Source organism: Cellulomonas sp. KRMCY2, from assembly GCF_000526515.1.
Lineage (GTDB): Bacteria > Actinomycetota > Actinomycetes > Actinomycetales > Cellulomonadaceae > Actinotalea.
In genome coordinates this window covers 2,437,743-2,454,922 of the sequence record NZ_JAGF01000001.1, presented here as the reverse complement: position 1 = coordinate 2,454,922, position 17,180 = coordinate 2,437,743, and the positions used below count along the sequence as shown (strand labels likewise).

Genomic DNA, 17,180 nt, shown 5'->3' with positions numbered 1-17,180 from the left:
CGGGTCACGGTCCAGACTCCCTGGCAGCTGGTGGGCTGTCCGGGCTGCGGGGCCGTCGCGCTCAGCACGGACCGACGCACCAGGGTGCTGCACGACGTCCCCGGGGCCGTGCCCGTCGAGGTCGCCTGGCGGCAGCGCCGCGGGCGTGCCCGGATCCGGGATGCCCGCGGGGGGAGAGCCACCCCGTCGCCCGGTGCACCGTCGAGCGGCTCTTCCGCCTGCACGGGCGGAAGGCGCGCGCTACACGCGCAAGGCGCGCACCACGGTCCCCGACGCCGGGCACCAACGCGCACCGGACGGGACTGCTGCCTGCGGCCTCGCCGAATGTCTCCCCCACTCCGCGCCAAGTCGCGGCTGCGGCCGTGGTGGGGGCGCGTCGGTGGCCCGGCCCGCCGGCCGCCGGTCCCGTTCGCTCATGCGTCTGCCTGTTGCGTCGTTCGGCGAGGCAGGAGGAGCGACGCCAGCAGGCCGACGACGAGGACTGCCGCGCTGAGCCAGAAGCCCTGGGTGAAGGCCGCGTCGGTCGGGATTCCGCGGTCGGAGACTCCGGCCGTCAGGAGGCCGGCGAGGATGGCCGCGCCAAGACTGCCCCCGACGGTTCGGACGATGGTGTTCACACTGGTGGCGACGCCGGTCTGTGTCGGGGGGACTGCCGCGACGATGGCGTTGGCCATGGCGGCGAACGCAAGACCGATCCCGATGCCTACAAGGGACACCGAGACCAGCAGCTGCCAGGCCTGGGTGTGGGAGATCGCGAGGAAGGCGAACGCACCCGCGGCGATCGCAGTGCCGAGCACCATGGGCACACGTGCGCCGACCCGGCGCTCGAGTGCGCCGGAGATCGGTGCGAACACGAGCATCCCGGCGGTAGCGGGCAGCAGGTAGAGCCCGGCGGTCGTCACCGATGCTCCGAAGCCGAACCCGGTCGCCTTCGGCAGCTCGAGCAGCATCGGGACGAGCAGGAATGCGCCGAACATGGCGAATCCGAAGGCCAACCCCACGACGTTGGTCGCCCAGACCGCGCGTGTGGCCATCATCCGCATGTCCACCAATGGCTCTTGGATCCGACGCTCGATGATCACCCATGCACCGAGTGTGAACCCGGCGGCGATGAGCATTCCCACGACACGGCCACTGGACCAACCCCAGGCCGAGCCCTTGCTCAGCGCCAACAGCAGCATGGCCAGGCCGGCAGACAGCAGCAGCGCGCCGGTCCAGTCCACCCGCCCGGGAGCACGCACGGGGGACTCCGGTACACCGAAGGCGACTCCGGCGAAGGCGATGCCGATCAGCGCGAGCGGGAACCAGAACAGCCAGTGCCACGAGAGATTGTCGACGATCGGGCCGGCCAGGACGATGCCGAGACCGCCCCCGACCCCGAAGATCGCCGAGAGGGTCCCCACGGCCATCCCGACTCGCCCGATCGGCAACTCGTCCCGCACGATGCCGATCGACAGCGGCAGGATCGCGCCGGCCGCGCCCTGCAGCACACGACCGGCGATCAGGACCGAGAGGTTGGGCGCCAGCGCGGCGACCAGGGTGCCGGCGGCGAGCATGGACAGGACAACCAGCAGCACCCTGCGCTTGCCGAACATGTCCCCCAGACGCGCGGCAACCGGGGTCGAGACCGACGCGGCGAGCAGGTACGCCGTCAGGATCCAGCTGACGTCGGCCGTCGTTACCGAGAGGTCAGCCGCAATCACCGGCAGAGCGGGGGCGACCAGGGACTGAAGGATCGAGATCACCAGCCCGGCCAGCGACAGGAAGCCCAGGACAAGGGCCGGGTTCGCATGGCGCGTCGATCGACCCGCCGGCAGCCCGGCCGGTCGTACTTCAGTCATCTCCGCGACCATCAGGCGCACTCCTCTACATGTATACCGCTGCTTACTTAGGACCCTACGACCCGGGTCGGTTGAAGTCAACACGCGTGTACTTGGTTCGAAGGACCGGTAGCCTGGAGCCGACACGAAGGAGGCATCCGGTCGATGACAACGGCTCCGCTGGATCCACGGACGCCCCACCCGCGGGACGCCAAGGCGACGACGGCAGCGTTGCTGGACGCAGCGCGCCGGCGGTTCACTGTCCTCGGGTACGCGGGGACGAAGGTGCGTGACATCGCTGCTGACGTCGGAGTGAACGTCTCGCTGATCAACCGCTACTTCGGGTCGAAGGAGCAGCTGTTCGCCATCTGCCTGGCGACACCGTCGACGCAGACCCCGTTCGGCGCCGATCCGGGCGACCGCACGCTCGCCGACGACCTCGCACGCCATCTCCAGGAGTCCGTCTGGCCGGAGTTCGGGCACCAGCACCCGATCATGCTGTGGCTGCGCGGCCCAGCCGACGAGCCCGACATCGCGCTCCGCCGAGCCGCTCTCGAGCGCTTCATCGACGACGTACTCAAGGCAGCTGGAACCGGCACGTCACCAGAGCTGCGGCTGCGGGCCCAACTCATCGCGGCGCTGGCCGTGGGGATCGCTGCGACCAAGGCGATCGCCGCGCCTGAACCGCTCACCACCGCCAGCCCCGATGAGCTCGCGGGCCCGCTCGGCGAGGTCATCGAAGTGCTGCTCGAACTACCCCCAGGGCCTCGTCAACGTTGACCTTGCCGTGAGTCAACACGGCCCAGGACGGTCGCACGCAGCGATCTCATACCCCTTGGCGTGCGCGGCGACCTGACCCAAAGGGATCGCCGTGCCGTCAACCTCAAGGCCACCCGCCCCGCAGCATCCTCGCTCTGAGTCAAGACCATGCCGCACTCGGTCTGAACACCGTGGAGCTGAATCGCTCCACCGTGGACGCTCAGGTCGACCAGCGCACCCTGCACGAGCTCTACCTCGCGCCCTTCCAGGACGTCGTGCAGGATGCCGACGTCGGCATGGTGATGTGCGCCTACACCAAGGTCAACGGAACTCAGGCCTGTGACAGCGCGGACCTGATCGGCGACGTGCTCCGAGGGGACTGGGGCTTCGACGGCATCGTCCGCACAGACGCCGGCGCCGCACACCGCCTGGAGTCGCTGCCCTACGGGCTGGATCAGGAGTTTCGGAGTGAGAGCGTCTTCGGCCTCCCAACGATCTGGACAGTGCTGTCCGTTTCGGACGACAATGCAGGAGTCGGGACACAGCCGTGCGTCCAGTTGTCAAGGATGGGAGATGAAGATGGCGATCGATTTCGAGGACCAGTCGGTCGTCGTGACGGGTGCGGGCCGTGGACTTGGCCGCCTGTTTGCGCTGGAGCTGGCGAGGCGTGGCGCACAGGTGGTTGTCAATGACCTGGGTGGGTCGATGCACGGCGAGGGCTCGGACGAGAGTGTCGCCGAGCAGGTGGTCCGCGAGATCCAGGATGCGGGCGGCGCGGCTGTCGCCTCGCACGACTCGGTCGCAGACCAGGGGGGTGCGGCGGCGATTGTGCGCACCGCGGTCGAGCAATTCGGCCGGCTCGACGCGATCGTGAGCAACGCCGGCATCTTCGGCACCGTGCCGTTCGAGGACATCTCGGCCGAGGAGTGGCGCCGCATGATGTCGGTGCACGTCGATGGCGGGTTCTACCTCACCCAGGAGTCGTTCCGGGTCATGAAGGAGCAGGGCTACGGGCGGATCGTCCTCGTCGCGTCCTCCGCCGGGGCCTTCGGTCAGCGACTGAGCGCTCACTACACCGCCGCGAAGTCCGCGCTCATCGGCCTATCGAACACTGTCGCGCTCGAGGGCGCACCGTACGGCATCGCCTGCAACACGCTGCTCCCCTTCGGCTTCTCGCGCATGGTGAGTGAGACGGTGGCAGACCCCGCGATGCTGGAGATGCTGGAGAATGCCATCCGCCCCGAGCTCGTCGTGCCGATGGCCGTCTTCCTCGCTTCTCGCGAGTGCGGCCTCACGCACCGCAATCTGACCGCGGGCGGGGGAGGGTACTCGCGTGCGTTCATGGGGCTGTCCGCTGGGTGGTTCGCTGGTCTGGGAGTGCAGCCGAGCGCCGACGATATCGCGACGCACATCGAGGAGATCACCGCGACAGGCGACTTCGTCGTGCCTGAGGCGATCGACGATGAGATGAGCAAGATCTTCGGTCGGCTTGCGCAAGGAGCGGCCCAATAGCCGGCCGCGTGCCCGCGCCGCACCAGCAGGGAACAGAGCTCCGTGGCGCCTCGCGACCGTCCGATCCACCCCTCGCGCAGAGGCCCGTCCGCGCGGATGCTCGCCGTAGCAGGGAGGCGATCATTGCCGCGTTCGAACGCTTGACGGTGGAACGCGGTGCGGACGTGGCGATGTACGAGGTCGCTCGCGCTGCCGGCCTCGGGCAGGGCACGCTCTACCGTCACTTCCCGACTCGATCGGTGCTTGTCGCCGAGGTGTTCGAGCGGATCATCGACCACTTGGGGTTGGACGCGGGCGAAGCCGACGACCCCGGGCGCTTCCTTCGGATGCTCACCGCCGCGCTTCGTAGTCAGGTGCGCACTCACGGCCTGACCCGAGCCCTGCGTGACGCACAGGACGGCATGCGTCTCCTCGAGCGGCTTACGCGTCGTGCCGTCGAAGCATTCGAGGAACCGCTCGCCGCGGCCCGGGCGGCAGGTGTCGTGCGCGAGGACCTGACGACCGACGACGTCCTCACGATGATGGCCATGCTTGACGGCGTCATCTCGAGCCTCGTAGCGCTCAAGCGACGCGACGAGGCCGCCGAACGGGCGATTGAGCTGCTACTGGAGGGTGTGCTCGTCGACGGAAGCGAACCGCCCGGTTGATCCCCACGAGCACCTGTCCATCCCGTCTCGACTGTTCGCCCACACGCAGAGGAGTACGTCGCATGGTTGACCGGCCGCCCGAGAGACTGACCCTCGGCGATCTTCACCCCGACCTCCGCCGGAGCTATCGCTTCGTGCCGAACATCCCCATCCGGCACCGGTGGCAGCGTGCGATGATCCGCGCTCTGATGAGGCTCTCACCCGGTCCGCGGCTCACCCCGGACGTGGCCTACGAGCGGATCGACCTCGCCAACGAGGTCGTGATCCACCTGTTCACCCCCTTGGGCGACAACACCGGCGCCGCGCTGTTGTGGATTCACGGTGGCGGCATGGTGATCGGCTCCGCCGCGCAGGACTACCCGAGAAGTGCCGACCTGGTGCGTGACCTGAAGATCACAGTTGCATCCGTTGACTATCGGCTTGCGCCGGAGCACCCCTTTCCGGCACCGGTGGACGACTGCCACCGGGCCTGGGAATGGCTACTGGCCAACGCCGCAGACCGCGGAATCGACCCTGGCCGTATCGCGATCGGCGGTCAGAGCGCCGGCGCCGGGCTCGCCGCCGGCCTCGTCCAACGGCTCGCCGACGAAGGCGGCCGTCAGCCGGCGGCACAATGGCTCTTCTGCCCGATGCTCGATGACCGAACCGCCGCGAACCGGGACCTTGACCGGATGAGGCACAAGGTCTGGAACAACGCCGCCAACCGTGTTGGTTGGCGTGCTTACCTCAACCAAGAACCCGGCACCGACGGAGTCTCGCCGTATGCCGCCCCGGCACGCCGCGCGGACCTCAACGGCCTGCCACCGGCCTGGATCGGGACCGGAACGGCCGAGCTGTTCTACGCCGAGAATCGCATCTACGCGCACGCCCTCGCCCACGCTGGCGTGGACTGCACCCTCGACAGCGTGGAAGGAGCACCTCACGCGTTCGAATCCTCCTCCTCCCGCACCCCGATCGCACAAGGCTACATTCATCGCTCGCGTGCGTGGCTTCGCGCGAAACTCGGATTGCAGCCGGCCGTGTCGACGACGCGTCGAGACTGACCCGCTAGCGACGGATCGGGACTGACGGGTCTGCTGCACGAGTAGGTACGCCGGTTCAGGACGTTCTTCTGCAGCAGCGAGAAGAAGGACTCCATGGCGGCGTTGTCGCCGACCGAGGCGACGTGGCCCATCGAGCCGACCAGGTCGTGACGGTCCAGCTCGCGCAGGACCTTTCTGGAGCGCAACTGCGATCCCCTATCGGGTTGGACGATGCAGCCGGCGACCTGCCCTCGGCGGGCCACCGCACTGACCAGTGCGTTCGCTGCGATCCGGGACTTCGTCCGGTCGCTGATCGAGTAGCCCACTACTCGGTTGGAGAACACGTCCTTGATCGCGCAGAGGCAGAGCTTGCCTTCAGCGGTGGGGTGCTCGGTGACGTCCCAGAGCCACAGCTGGTTGGGTCGGTCGGCGCGGAGCTGCCGGCGAACGCGGTCCTCGTGGGCGGGCCGGGCTTCTTGCCGCTCTTGGCGCGCTTCTTGCCGAACACGCTCCACGACCGGTTGTCGCGGCAGATCCACCCGCGGGCACCACAGGTCAGGTGTCACCTGTCCGTGCAGCAGACCCGACGACCCAGGGGACGTCACCCGTGCATCGCCACCGTGCTTCCTGTTCGACCCCGTTCGCCAGAACCGTCAAGTCCCGGCACCCGCCTGACAGGTTGGCCCCGGTAGGTGCCTGACACCCGTGCGGTGGTCAGGCGGCGTTGGTGCGGTGGGTTCGGCCGCCGGGGTTGGCCAGGGCGCCGTGCTCGCGGGTGGGGTCGCGGCGGGTGCGGTGGGTGCGGATGAGCTGGGTGCCGGCGGAGATCTCCACGGTGCGCCCGACGACGGCGACCTGGACCTGACGGCGGGCCCAGGCGGATCCGACCCGGTAGGCCACCTCGGCGACGGACACGTTGCCCGAGGAGTCGACCTTGCGGGTCACCGCCGCCTCCGACAGCGTGGCCTCGGCGGGCATGGTGGGGTGGCTCGTCGCGCGGAGGGGGTCTGCCGGGCCGGGGTGACCGATGTCGTGACCTGCGCAGATCCGATCGAAGCGCACCGGACCCGGCCCGGGGTCGAAGCGGGCGGTGAACACTTGCCGTTGTCGGTCAGGATCTGTCGCGGCGCCCCGAACCGGTCGATCGCCAGCTCCAGCGCCGCGCACACCGGCCCCGCCGTCGCCCGGGCCACCACCCGGGCGGACACCACGAACCGGGAGTGGTCATCGATCCCCGAGACGATCTTCGCCTCGGTCCCGTCGACCAGGCGGACCCCGCCGACCACGTCCATCCGAGCGGTCCGCCAGAGCGCCCAGCCCGCCCGAGGCGTAGTTGCGCAACCACACGTGCACCGTCTGGCGGGCCACCCCGAACCGGCGCGCGACCTCGGTCACGCTCGCGCCGTCCTTGAGCACCTCGAGCACGGCCCGATACCGCTGCTCCACCAGTCCCAGCTCCACCAGCATCGCCGGCCTCCTCCCGGGCGATGGGTCACACACCCACCAGGAGAAGGCGACACCCGAACAGGTCGACCTGTCAGCCAGGAACCGGGGCCACTGTCGCCCACCTACCGGGGCCGCGTCCCGAAACCGTCAGCCACCTACCGGGGCCACGGTGTCCAGCATCAACCGGGAATGCACACTCCCGGGCGGCGACGAGTATTGACCATCCGTTGACCACAACGCCAAAGGCCCTCTCGATCCGAAGATCGAAAGGGCCTCTGACCTGCACTTTCACTTGTAGCGGGGCAGGATTTAAACCTGCGACCGCTGGGTTATGAGTGACGCCCCGTTGCATACGCGCAGGTCAAAGGCACATTCATGGTCCACCGTGGTCCATGGTCATCCAGTTCCGTCGACCGGCGTCTGCTTACCAGGTGCATACCGGGTTTCGGGGGGTGATGGCGTGGGGTGGGCGGTCAAGCGGATCCGCAGCGGCAAGCCCCGCTACACCGGCGCCTACCGCGACGACGGCGGACGCCTGCGCTCGGCCGGGACATTCGACTCCGCACGCGAAGCCGTCGATGCCGCCCGACGCCAGGAGATGAAGGTCGGCGACGGCACCTGGATCGACCCCGCCGCCGGACGGATCACGTTCGCCGAGTACGCCCTGGAGGTGTGGCTCCCCTCCCGGCACCTGGAGGTCAGTACCCGCGCCGGGTACCTGTCGATGTTGCGCACCCACTTCGTGCCTCCCTTCGGGCGATGCCGGATGCTCGCGTTCAACCCCTGTGCCGCGACCGAGCTGCCCAAGGTCGTCGTGAGGAAGGCCCGGATCCTGACCCCCCGCGGAGTTCGAACTCCTCCTCGCCGAGATCCCCGACCGGTTCTACGTCCTGGTCCAGACAGCCATCGAGACCGGCCTGCGCGGGGGCGAGCTGGCCGCTCTGCGACCACGACGCATCGACTTCCTGCGCCGCACCATCACCGTGCAAGAGACCATCGTCGATGGTCTCCCGCAAGGACTCCCCACCGGTCAACGCATGATCGTCAAGCCCTGCCCCAAGGACGACGAACCCGCACCCTGCGCGTCTCGGACACGCTCCTGCAGTCCATCAGCGCCCGCATCGCCAGACTCCACCTCAGCCGAGACGACCTGCCCTTCCCCTCCACCGAGCACGCCGGCGGTGACCCGCTCTCCCGTGCGACGTTCGACACCCGGTACTGGCGCCCCGCCGTGACCCGCACCGGGCATCGACTTCCCCGTCCGCATGCACGACCTACGCCACGCCCACGCCTCTTGGCTCCTCGCCGGCGGCGCCGACCTCGCCGCCGTCATGGAACGTATGGGACACGCCCAAATCATGACTACCCCAGAAATACCTCCACACCCTGCCCGACGCCGACGACAAGGCACGCGCCGCCTCCCAGTCAATCCGCGGAGAGCGACGCAGAGGCGGCGTCGAGCCCCGCACCTGGGGCGATACCCGCCTCAGGTGCCCTGGATGCGAGGGCTACGGCGATTTCACTCATCTGACACTGACCTGGAGACACCGTCGCGTTCGGTCCTCAGGACGCGCGCTCATGGCCGAGATCGGGACGCCGAGAGGGGACCTCCTGGCAATCCAGATCTGCCGATGACGGCGCACCGGGGGTCCGTCCTCGTCTTCGTGTGCGACTCGCGCAGCGACTGCGTCAGTCCCGGAGTTTGGCTGGGCTGGCCTCCGGGTGAGGGTCCCCCGTCAATGGATCGCCGGCCGATGCTGCGACTCACATGCGCCTCTGCTCGTGCAAAGCGAGCAGTCGGCAAGTCGTCGCGACGGCTCGTTCAAGGTTGACCGGCCCCTCGGCCAATGCGGTCGGAAGGTCACTGACCGCTTGGACGATCGGGACGAGCGCCGCGAACCCGTGACCGTGTAGCACGCCGGCGTCGCTGACACGACCGGCGAAGGCGATGACCGGAACACCGTGGCGACCTGCGGCTTGTGCGACGCCGAAGGGGGTCTTGCCGCGCAGTGTCTGGGAGTCCACGCTGCCTTCTCCGGTGAAGACGTAGTCCGCGCCCGCGAGCTTCTCGTCGAGGCGTGCGGCCGCCATGACGACGTCGACCCCGCTACGCATCTCGACGTCGAAGAAAGCAAGGAATGCGGCGCCGAGGCCACCTGCGGCGCCGGCGCCCGCGAGCGTGGCGACGTCGCGGCCGACCGTCGCAGTCACCACCCCGGCGTACGTGCCGAGCGCGGCATCCAGCTCGCGGACCGCGTGGCCGTCGGCGCCCTTCTGGGGTCCGAACACGACGCTGGCTCCGTCCGGGCCGAGCAGGGGGTTCGTGACGTCACCGGCAATCTGGAACGCGGCCGCGCCAACACGTAGATCGAACCCAGCGAGGTCGATCCGGTGCAAGCGGGCGAGTGCACCGCCCCCAGGGGGGAGGGGCACTCCCGAGGCGTCGAGGAACTGTGCCCCGAGCGCATGGAGCATGCCTGCGCCTCCGTCATTGGTCGCCGACCCTCCCAGTCCGACGACGAAGCGCACCGCACCGTGGTCGAGCGCATCGCTGATCATCTCCCCGACGCCGTAGGTGCTGGCGATCAGCGGGTCACGCTCGTCTGCGGCAATCAGGTCGAGCCCGGCCGCTGCCGCGACCTCGATGATCGCCAACCGCTCGGCAGCCACATAGCCGTACCGAGCCACGATCGGTCGGCCCAGGCCGTCGTGAACGCGCACCGCTACGTCGGTGCCGCCGAGGGCGCCGAGAAGGGTGGCGGTGGTCCCCTCACCGCCGTCTGCCATGGGTGCGCGGATGCAGTCGGCGTCAGGAAAGACTGCGCGGATTCCGCGCTCCATCGCAGCGACGGCTTCGGGGGCGGTCATGGACTCCTTGAAGGAGTCCGGGGCCAGGATGAATCTCATCGTTGGGTCTCCTCGGCCGGGCCCGCTGCCCTGTGCGTCCTACTCCGGGCCGCCCCGGCTGAGCTCGATGCCGGCCAGCTTCTCGTGGAAGCGGACGAGCGCGCTGTGATCGTCCAGCTCGCCACCGGAGACCCTGAGCGCGGTCATCATCTCCAAGGCGGCGGCGGTGAGCGGCACGGGGGCGCCGACCGCGTGGCCAGTGTCCAGCGCGTTCGTCAGGTCCTTGATGTGCAGGTTGATCCGAAAGCCCGGCTTGAAGTTCCGGTCCAGCATCATGGGCACCTTCGCCTCCATGACCGTCGACCCAGCGAGGCCGCCGCGGATCGCCTGGAAGACGGCCTCGGGGTCGACGCCAGCCTTCTGGGCGAAGACGAGCGCCTCGGAGACCGCTGCGATGTTCAGCGCGACAACGATCTGGTTCGCGAGCTTGGCGATGTTACCGGCGCCGATCTCACCGACCCGCACCACCGAGGCACCCATGACCGTCAGCACGTCCCGATACGCCTCGAAGATGCCGGCGGGACCACCCACCATGATGGACAGCGTGCCGTCGACCGCCTTGGGCTCCCCACCGGAGACCGGGGCATCGAGCATCCCGATGCCCTTGGCGGCCAGGGCGGCGCTGACCTCTCGGGAGACGAGAGGGTCGATCGAGCTCATGTCGATGTAGGCGAGACCGTCGTGCGCGCCTTCGAGGACGCCCTCGTCACCGAGGACGACAGTCTTCACGTGTGGCGAGTTCGGCAGCATCGTCAGGACCAGCTGGACCTGCTCAGCCACCTCTCTGGGCGTGCCGGCCCCGGTAGCGCCGACGGCTGTGAGCTCGGCGACGGCGGCGCTGTTCGGGTCGCGGACGACGAGATCGTGGCCGGCGGCGACGAGATTCTTGGCCATGGGCTTGCCCATGATGCCGAGCCCGATGAATCCGATCTTCATGTCATTTCCTCACGTTCGATTGGCATGCTCATCTGGGGCTCACGCACCGGGTCGGCCGAGGATCGGACCGCCCCGGAGCTCGGTGCAGGCCGCGAGGTGGGCAGTGGCAGCGGCTTCCAGGTGCACGATGTCGGATGCGACGCTGGCGAAGGTGAACCCTTCGGCCAGACGCTTGGCGGCGGCCTCGCCCGACGCGCAGTGGATGCCGACCGCCTTGCCCGACGCCTCGGCCGCGTTCCTGATGCGGACGAGCGCACGCTCGAACTCGCTCGTCACGAGCGGGTCCCCGGGGAACCGAGCACCGAGCACGAGCGACAGATCGGACGGACCGACGTAGAGGCCGTCGACTCCGGCGACCTCGGCGACCGCTTCGACGTTCGCAAGCCCGTCGGCCGTCTCGACCATGGCTAGGCAGACCACATCGCGGTCGCGATCCGTGGTATCGGCGGATCGACCGAGCCTTGACCTGATGGGGCCGTACGATCGGATGCCACGCGGTGGGTACCGGCATGACCGCGCGGCCACCTCGGCGTCGGCCGCGCTGTTGATCAACGGAACGATCACCCCGCTGGCACCCGCGTCGAGAGCCCTCGCGATCTCCATCGGAGAATTCTCGGCGACCCGCACCAGGGCCGCGCTCGTGGCGGCCGCGTCAATAGCGATCAGCCCGTGAATCAGGCCCGGGTAGCCACCGAAGCCGTGCTGCGCATCGACGCACACGTAGTCGTAGCCCACGCGGGCCAGGCGTTCGATGGCGACGGCGGAGTCGAGCATCGACCAGTATCCGACGAGCGACTCCCGAGCCCTGAGCCTCTCTGCGAACGTCTCAGCGATAGTCATCTGCACATCTCCCCATCCTCGGTGCCGGGCATCAGCCCTTCACCGCCCCGGCGCTCAGGCCCTTGACAAGAAACTTCTGCACGTAGCCGAAGATGAGGATCACCGGCAGGACTGCGACGAGGCCGCCTGCGGCCAGGGAGCCGTAGTCGACCCCGAACTCGCCAAGCATGTAGCTCAAGGCCACAGGGACCGTGAACCTGTCCTGCTGGCTGATGAACATCACCGCGAAGAGGAAATTGTTCCAGGCGCCGATGAAGGCGTACGCGCCCACCGCGACTATGCCTGGGACGAGCATCGGCAGGACGATGCGCCTGAATCCACCGAAGCGACTGCAGCCATCGACCCACGCGGCCTCTTCCAACGACTCGGGCACGTTCGCGACGAAGCCGGACATCAGCAGCATCGAGAGCGGCAGATGGAACACCGTGTCGGCGATCACGAGCGCCCAGAGGCTGTTCATGAGACCAAGCGCCTGGAACGTCTGAAAGAGCGGGATCAACATCATCGCCCCGGGAACGAACTGCGTGCACAGCATGATGAGCTGGAAGGTGCCCTTTCCGCGGAACTTGTAGCGCGCAAGCGCGTATCCACTCATCACCGCGACCGCCGTCGAGACGATCACGCTGACGACAGCGACGAACATGCTGTTGGCGAAGTAGGTGGCGAAATGGCTGTCGACCCAGACGTGCTGGATGTTGTCGAGGGTGAAGGGCAGCGGGAGCAGCGACGTCGATCCGCGCTCGCGAAATGCGAACATCACCATCCAGTAGAACGGGATCAGCGTGAAGAGGAGGTAGAGGACCAGTGGAACCTTCACCTGCCAGCCGGCGCCACGTCGCGTTGCTCGACGCCTCACGTCCTGATGACCAGCTCGATCCGTGCTCGTCCCCGGTCGGGATCCGAGCGCCTCGCGCGCCGTCGTGGTCATTCGTCGTCTCCCATCTTCGTCAGCTTCAGATAGAGGACGCAGACAATGAAGAGTATGAGGAATGCGACCATGGTGAGCGCGGACCCGTACCCGAACTCTTTGGTCTCCAGCGCGGTTTGTGCGACGTAGAGCGGGAGCGTCGTCGTGGCGTTCGCAGGCCCCCCGCCGGTCAGCGTGAGCAGAAGGTCCACGTTGTTGAACTCCCAGATGCCCCGAAGGAGGGTGGCGATGAGAAGGGCGCGCTTGATGTGCGGGAGTGTGATGCTCCAGAACCGTCGGATACGGCCGGCCCCGTCGACCTTTGCCGCCTCGTAGAGCTCTCCCGGGACGGACTGCAGGTCGGCGAGAATCATGATTGCGAAGAACGGGATCCCCTTCCACATCTCTGCGAGCACGGCTGCCCAGAACGCTCCGCTCGAGCTCGACAGGAGCGAGGTGCCGTAGCTTCCGATTCCCATGTCTGCGAGATAGCGCGTGATACCCGTGGTCGGGTTGTAGATCAGGATCCAGATCGTCGTCGTAAGGATCCCGGCGACTGCCCACGGGGAGAAGAGGAGTGCCCGTGCGAGGCCGCGTCCTCGAAACGCTTCATTGACGATCAGGCCGAGACAGAGACCGAAAACGAGCTGGAGACCGACCTCGGTCCCCACCCACTTGGCACTGAAGGCGAGGCTGCTCCAGAACAGGTCGTCCCGGAGGATCGCGGAGTAGTTGGCGAGCCCGATGAACCCGTCATCGAACGGCTTGAGGACGTTCTCCTGGCGGAAGCTCGAATGGACGACCTTCGCGACGGGGTAGACGAGGAACACCGCTACGAGCAGCGCCGCGGGGAAGATGAGGGCGTAGGGTGCCCGGCTCGACCGCACACGGCGGGCGACCAGGGGCGGCGCCTGGCCTTCACGAATGTGGTTGATGGTTGTCATGAACGCTCCGGATGGGACCTCTGTGGAGTGGCAGGCACTTCCTCGGGCGCCGACGTGTCGGCGCCCGAGGATGGTGCTCGATTACTGGCGTGCGTCGTAGGCGGCGCGTGCCTCGTTGAAGAGGACAGCCGTCTTCTGCATGAACTCCTCGACGGTCTGCTCGCCCTGCAGGGTCTTCTGCCACTCGGGCAGGAGCTCGGTTCCCGTGATCGCGCTGAACTCGGGGAGGTAGTACGGGTGGTCGAGCGGGACGGTGTCCTCTTCGGCCATCGCCTCGAGCGACACCGCGATCGGCTGGGACTCCTTCACCCAGTCCTGCTCGGCGACCTCGAGGTTGCCGGGGATGTACCCGGACTCCTTGGCCCAGTAGCCATCGCCCTCTGCCTCCATCACGTACTGGAGGAACTCCCATGCCTCATCCGGGTGCTCGCTCTTCTCGAATGCCGAGAAGCCGAGGACCAGGCCTGCCTGGACCCGCACACCGTTCTCGTCGGACGGGAACGCGGCTGCCGCCATGACGTTCTCCTCGCCCAGTGCGGCCACGTGGTCGGGGTAGGACCCGATGGAGTGGCTGAGCATGGCCGCCGACCCTCCACCGAACTGCGCGACCATGACCTTGAAGTCGGCCGTCAGATCACTCTGGGCCGTCACGGTGTTGTAGAGGCCGGCGTACCGCTCGGCCGCAGCAACGACCTCCGGCTGCGTGAAGACGGCCTTGCCGTCCTCGTCGAAGTAGCTTGCGACGCCTGCCATCGGCAGGACCATGCCGACGAACTGCGACCAGAACCCGGCTCCGCCGCGGATCGTGTAGCCGAACTGCCCAGTCTCCTTGTCGGTCAGAGTCTCCGCCGCGGTGAAGAAGTCGTCCCAGGTCGTGGGAGTTCCGAGACCCGCCTCCTCGAAGAGGTCGGACCGGTACCACAGGACATCGGTGAGGGACGTGGTGGGGGTGAGGTAGATCTTGTCGTCTCCCGCGGCTGCCCGTGCCGAGGTGACCATGCCTTCCGACAACAGCTCGGTGAGCCCGGCCTCCTCGATGCGATCGTCGAGCGGGGCGAGGGCGCCCTGCGCGACGAGGGCCGAGATGTCCGACGCCTTCATCGTGATGAGATCAGGCGTCGAGTCCGTGGCGATCGCCGTATCCACCTTCTGCATGTACGAGTCGCTCGGCAGCCCGACGTACTCGACGGTGATGTTCGGGTGCTCCTCCTCGAACATGCCGATCAGCGTCTCGAGGCGCTCGGTCCTACCGGTCCGAGCGTCCGTGTCCCAGAAGGTCAGCTCGACCACTTCGGCAGGTCCGGCCTCCACCTCCTCAGCGCCTCCTGAGCAGGCCGTGAGGGTCAAGACCGACACCGTCAGAGCGGCAGCCAGCCGGGCGCCAGTCCTGCGCTTGGGCACGTGCATCCTCCTGGTGAGGCCAGGCCGACTCTCGTACGTCATGGGTGAGCTCCTTCGCGTCATTGCGGGGTGCTCGGCCGGCGGGACGCCGGCCAAGCTGGGTGGCCGTGCGGGTTGTGGGGGGCGAGCGGACCGCTGTAGGATGTGTAACGTATCGTACGTCATATACGAAAGCAAGGACCAGATGAAGCCCACCGCAACAGCGCCACAGCCCCCGTCGCCCTTGGCGCCGGTCGCACCCATGCCTCCACGCACGGGCTGGGTGATGACAGGGATCAGGCACGCGATCTTGGCCGGGCAGCTGACGGCCGGGCAGCCGTTGGTCGAGGCCGACCTGGCCCGGCTCTACGGCGTGTCCAAGACCCCGGTCCGCGAGGCGTTGAAGACGCTCGCCGGCCAAGGACTGGTGCGCCTGGGTGACTTCAAGGGCGCAACGGTGACCAGGGTGGACGCCGCCCTGGTCAAGGACGTCTTCAACGTCCGGGGCCTGCTCGAGCCCCCTGCGGTCGGCGCATCGGTCCGGGCAGGCGTGGACCTTCATCCCGCCGAGGACCTCCTACGACGCGCCCGAGACACCGACTCCGCTCTCGAGCGCAGCGTCCTGAACCGGGAGTTCCACCGAACGCTCTACGAAGGCTGCGGAAACGAGCTCATGATCGAGATTCTTGACGGCCTGCGCGAACGGACGGCACTCATCTCCGTCACCCTCTGGAAGTCCGTGCACAGCTGGGACGACGAAGCCGAAGAGCACTCGGCGATGTTGGCGGCCGCACTGTCGGGCGACGCCGAGGAGGCCGAGCGGCTCGTGGCCGCACACATCGAGCAGTTCGCTGCAAAGTGCTTCGCCCAGCTGCCTTGACCGGCCACGAGAGGTCTGACGTGTCAACGACGAATGTTCCGGTCCGGATCACCGGTCTGCGCAGCTACATGCAACGCGTGGGAGATCGACCGAGGCTCCTCGTACGGATCGACACGGACGCAGGCATCAGCGGCTGGGGCGAGGCCTACAACCACGGTCCCGACCTTGCTCTCACGCACGTGCTGGACTACTTCTTCGAACTGATCACGGGGCTCGACGCCCGTCGGGTGGAGCACGCGTCGACAGTCCTTCTCCGCAGTGCCCGCTTTCCGCAGGGCGCGATCGGTCTCGCTGCCATCGCAGCCATCGACCATGCTCTGTGGGACATCGCAGGCAAGGCTGCAGGGCTACCCGTGTACATGCTGCTGGGCGGGCAGGTCCGTGACCGCGTCCCTGTCTACTGCGGCCTCTACGACGCGCCCGACGTCGACGAGTGCCTGGACCGCGCGAACCAGATGCACGCGGACTACGGCTTCACGTCCTTCAAGCTCAGCCCGTACCGCCGCACACCCCACGACACACGGTGGGGAGTCGTCTGCCGGGAGGCCGGCGACTACTTCGGCGCCCTCAGGTCAGCGGCACCGGACGACTGGGAGTTCGCCTTCGACGCACACGCCAAGATCTTCGAGCCGATCAAGGCCGTACAGCTCGCGGACGCCCTCGCCCCCTACGACCCTCTCTTCCTCGAGGAGCCGTTGCGGCCGGAGCACCTTCCGGCATGGCGCGACCTTCGGGCCAAGATGCGCGTCCCACTCGCGACCGGTGAGTCGCTCTACTCACCGTACGAGTTCCTCGCACTGCTCTCAGCAGGCGGCGCCGACATCGCCCAGCCGGACATCTGTGTGGTCGGGGGCCTGAGCCAGATGCGGAAGATCGCGGCCATCGCCGAGGCCCACTTCGTGCCGATCGCCCCCCACAACCCCATGGGCCCGTTGGCGACCGCACACAACGTGCACTTCGCGGCCGCGACGACCAACTTCGCGTACCTGGAGTACAAGCCGGATGTCACGACGTGGTGCCCGGACCCCTACCTCCCCGTCGACGGTCACCTGGAGCTCCGGCCCGATCGACCCGGCTGGGGAGTCGAGATCGATGAAGGGGCACTCGCCGAGGACCACTACGTGCGATGGGAGCGACGGCTGCCCGTCCGCCCAGACGGCTCCGTGGCATTCGTATGACC

The 17,180-nt window shown here is 67.9% G+C and carries 18 protein-coding genes; 8 read left to right on the top strand and 10 right to left on the bottom strand.

The window, feature by feature from the left end; genetic code table 11:
- Positions 1–413: 413 nt before the first annotated feature.
- Positions 414–1,841 (bottom strand): MFS transporter, encoded by a 1,428-nt coding sequence (locus K415_RS0111800; protein WP_029663648.1) that lies wholly within the window; start codon positions 1,839–1,841, stop codon positions 414–416.
- A 144-nt stretch (positions 1,842–1,985) separates the two neighbouring features.
- Between K415_RS0111800 and K415_RS0111795 the strand changes: the two genes are divergently transcribed.
- The 5 genes from K415_RS0111795 to K415_RS0111780 all read left to right on the top strand — a co-directional run bounded on the left by K415_RS0111795 (position 1,986) and on the right by K415_RS0111780 (position 5,781).
- Entirely contained in the window at positions 1,986–2,600 is a 615-nt protein-coding gene (locus K415_RS0111795; protein WP_024287249.1) for a TetR family transcriptional regulator, read from the top strand.
- A 125-nt stretch (positions 2,601–2,725) separates the two neighbouring features.
- Positions 2,726–3,271 (top strand): glycoside hydrolase family 3 N-terminal domain-containing protein, encoded by a 546-nt coding sequence (locus K415_RS25145; RefSeq protein ID WP_155859589.1) that lies wholly within the window; start codon positions 2,726–2,728, stop codon positions 3,269–3,271.
- Entirely contained in the window at positions 3,153–4,091 is a 939-nt protein-coding gene (locus K415_RS0111790; protein ID WP_197024720.1) for an SDR family NAD(P)-dependent oxidoreductase, read from the top strand. The genes K415_RS25145 and K415_RS0111790 overlap by 119 nt, the downstream gene beginning before the upstream one ends.
- An 8-nt stretch (positions 4,092–4,099) precedes the next feature.
- Positions 4,100–4,738, top strand: a complete 639-nt coding sequence (locus tag K415_RS0111785; RefSeq protein ID WP_024287247.1) for a TetR/AcrR family transcriptional regulator — start codon at positions 4,100–4,102, stop codon at positions 4,736–4,738.
- Between the two features lie 62 nt (positions 4,739–4,800).
- Positions 4,801–5,781 carry an alpha/beta hydrolase gene (locus K415_RS0111780; protein ID WP_197024719.1) on the top strand — a complete coding sequence of 327 codons (981 nt, stop codon included), beginning with the start codon at positions 4,801–4,803 and terminating at the stop codon, positions 5,779–5,781.
- Here the strand turns inward: K415_RS0111780 and K415_RS23565 are convergent.
- The 3 genes from K415_RS23565 to K415_RS24910 all read right to left on the bottom strand — a co-directional run bounded on the left by K415_RS23565 (position 5,709) and on the right by K415_RS24910 (position 7,227).
- The gene (locus tag K415_RS23565) at positions 5,709–6,299 is read right to left on the bottom strand and encodes a DDE-type integrase/transposase/recombinase (protein WP_197024718.1); all 591 of its coding nucleotides are present in this window, start codon (positions 6,297–6,299) and stop codon (positions 5,709–5,711) included. The two genes, K415_RS0111780 and K415_RS23565, sit on opposite strands and share 73 nt — an antisense overlap.
- 175 nt (positions 6,300–6,474) lie before the next feature.
- A complete protein-coding gene (locus K415_RS0111770) occupies positions 6,475–6,738 on the bottom strand; it encodes a hypothetical protein (RefSeq protein ID WP_155859450.1) in 264 nt (87 codons plus the stop codon).
- 246 nt (positions 6,739–6,984) lie between these two features.
- Entirely contained in the window at positions 6,985–7,227 is a 243-nt protein-coding gene (locus K415_RS24910) for a helix-turn-helix domain-containing protein (RefSeq protein ID WP_034661247.1), read from the bottom strand.
- Between the two features lie 1,226 nt (positions 7,228–8,453).
- On the opposite strand from K415_RS24910, the gene K415_RS24905 reads away from it, so the two are divergent.
- Entirely contained in the window at positions 8,454–9,038 is a 585-nt protein-coding gene (locus K415_RS24905; protein ID WP_255347180.1) for a tyrosine-type recombinase/integrase, read from the top strand.
- Here the strand turns inward: K415_RS24905 and K415_RS0111755 are convergent.
- The 6 genes from K415_RS0111755 to K415_RS0111730 form a co-directional block, all read right to left on the bottom strand.
- A complete protein-coding gene (locus K415_RS0111755; protein WP_024287242.1) occupies positions 8,971–10,113 on the bottom strand; it encodes a glycerate kinase in 1,143 nt (380 codons plus the stop codon). The two genes, K415_RS24905 and K415_RS0111755, sit on opposite strands and share 68 nt — an antisense overlap.
- 39 nt (positions 10,114–10,152) lie before the next feature.
- On the bottom strand, positions 10,153–11,049 hold the full coding sequence (gene garR, locus K415_RS0111750; RefSeq protein ID WP_024287241.1) for a 2-hydroxy-3-oxopropionate reductase: 897 nt from the start codon (positions 11,047–11,049) through the stop codon (positions 10,153–10,155).
- A 39-nt stretch (positions 11,050–11,088) separates the two neighbouring features.
- Complete coding sequence (locus K415_RS0111745) at positions 11,089–11,889, bottom strand: aldolase/citrate lyase family protein (protein ID WP_024287240.1); 801 nt, start codon at positions 11,887–11,889, stop codon at positions 11,089–11,091.
- Positions 11,890–11,920: 31 nt separating this feature from the next.
- Positions 11,921–12,817, bottom strand: coding sequence for a carbohydrate ABC transporter permease (locus tag K415_RS0111740; RefSeq protein ID WP_024287239.1), 897 nt, complete (start codon positions 12,815–12,817; stop codon positions 11,921–11,923).
- A complete protein-coding gene (locus K415_RS0111735; RefSeq protein WP_051480540.1) occupies positions 12,814–13,740 on the bottom strand; it encodes a carbohydrate ABC transporter permease in 927 nt (308 codons plus the stop codon). The genes K415_RS0111740 and K415_RS0111735 overlap by 4 nt, the downstream gene beginning before the upstream one ends.
- Positions 13,741–13,821: 81 nt before the next feature.
- Complete coding sequence (locus K415_RS0111730; protein ID WP_197024716.1) at positions 13,822–15,183, bottom strand: sugar ABC transporter substrate-binding protein; 1,362 nt, start codon at positions 15,181–15,183, stop codon at positions 13,822–13,824.
- A 223-nt stretch (positions 15,184–15,406) separates the two neighbouring features.
- Here K415_RS0111730 and K415_RS0111725 point away from each other — a divergent pair, with 223 nt between their 5' ends.
- On the top strand, positions 15,407–16,000 hold the full coding sequence (locus tag K415_RS0111725; RefSeq protein ID WP_231494883.1) for a GntR family transcriptional regulator: 594 nt from the start codon (positions 15,407–15,409) through the stop codon (positions 15,998–16,000).
- A gap of 20 nt (positions 16,001–16,020) precedes the next feature.
- Entirely contained in the window at positions 16,021–17,178 is a 1,158-nt protein-coding gene (locus K415_RS0111720) for a mandelate racemase/muconate lactonizing enzyme family protein (protein WP_024287235.1), read from the top strand.
- Positions 17,179–17,180: the final 2 nt, after the last annotated feature.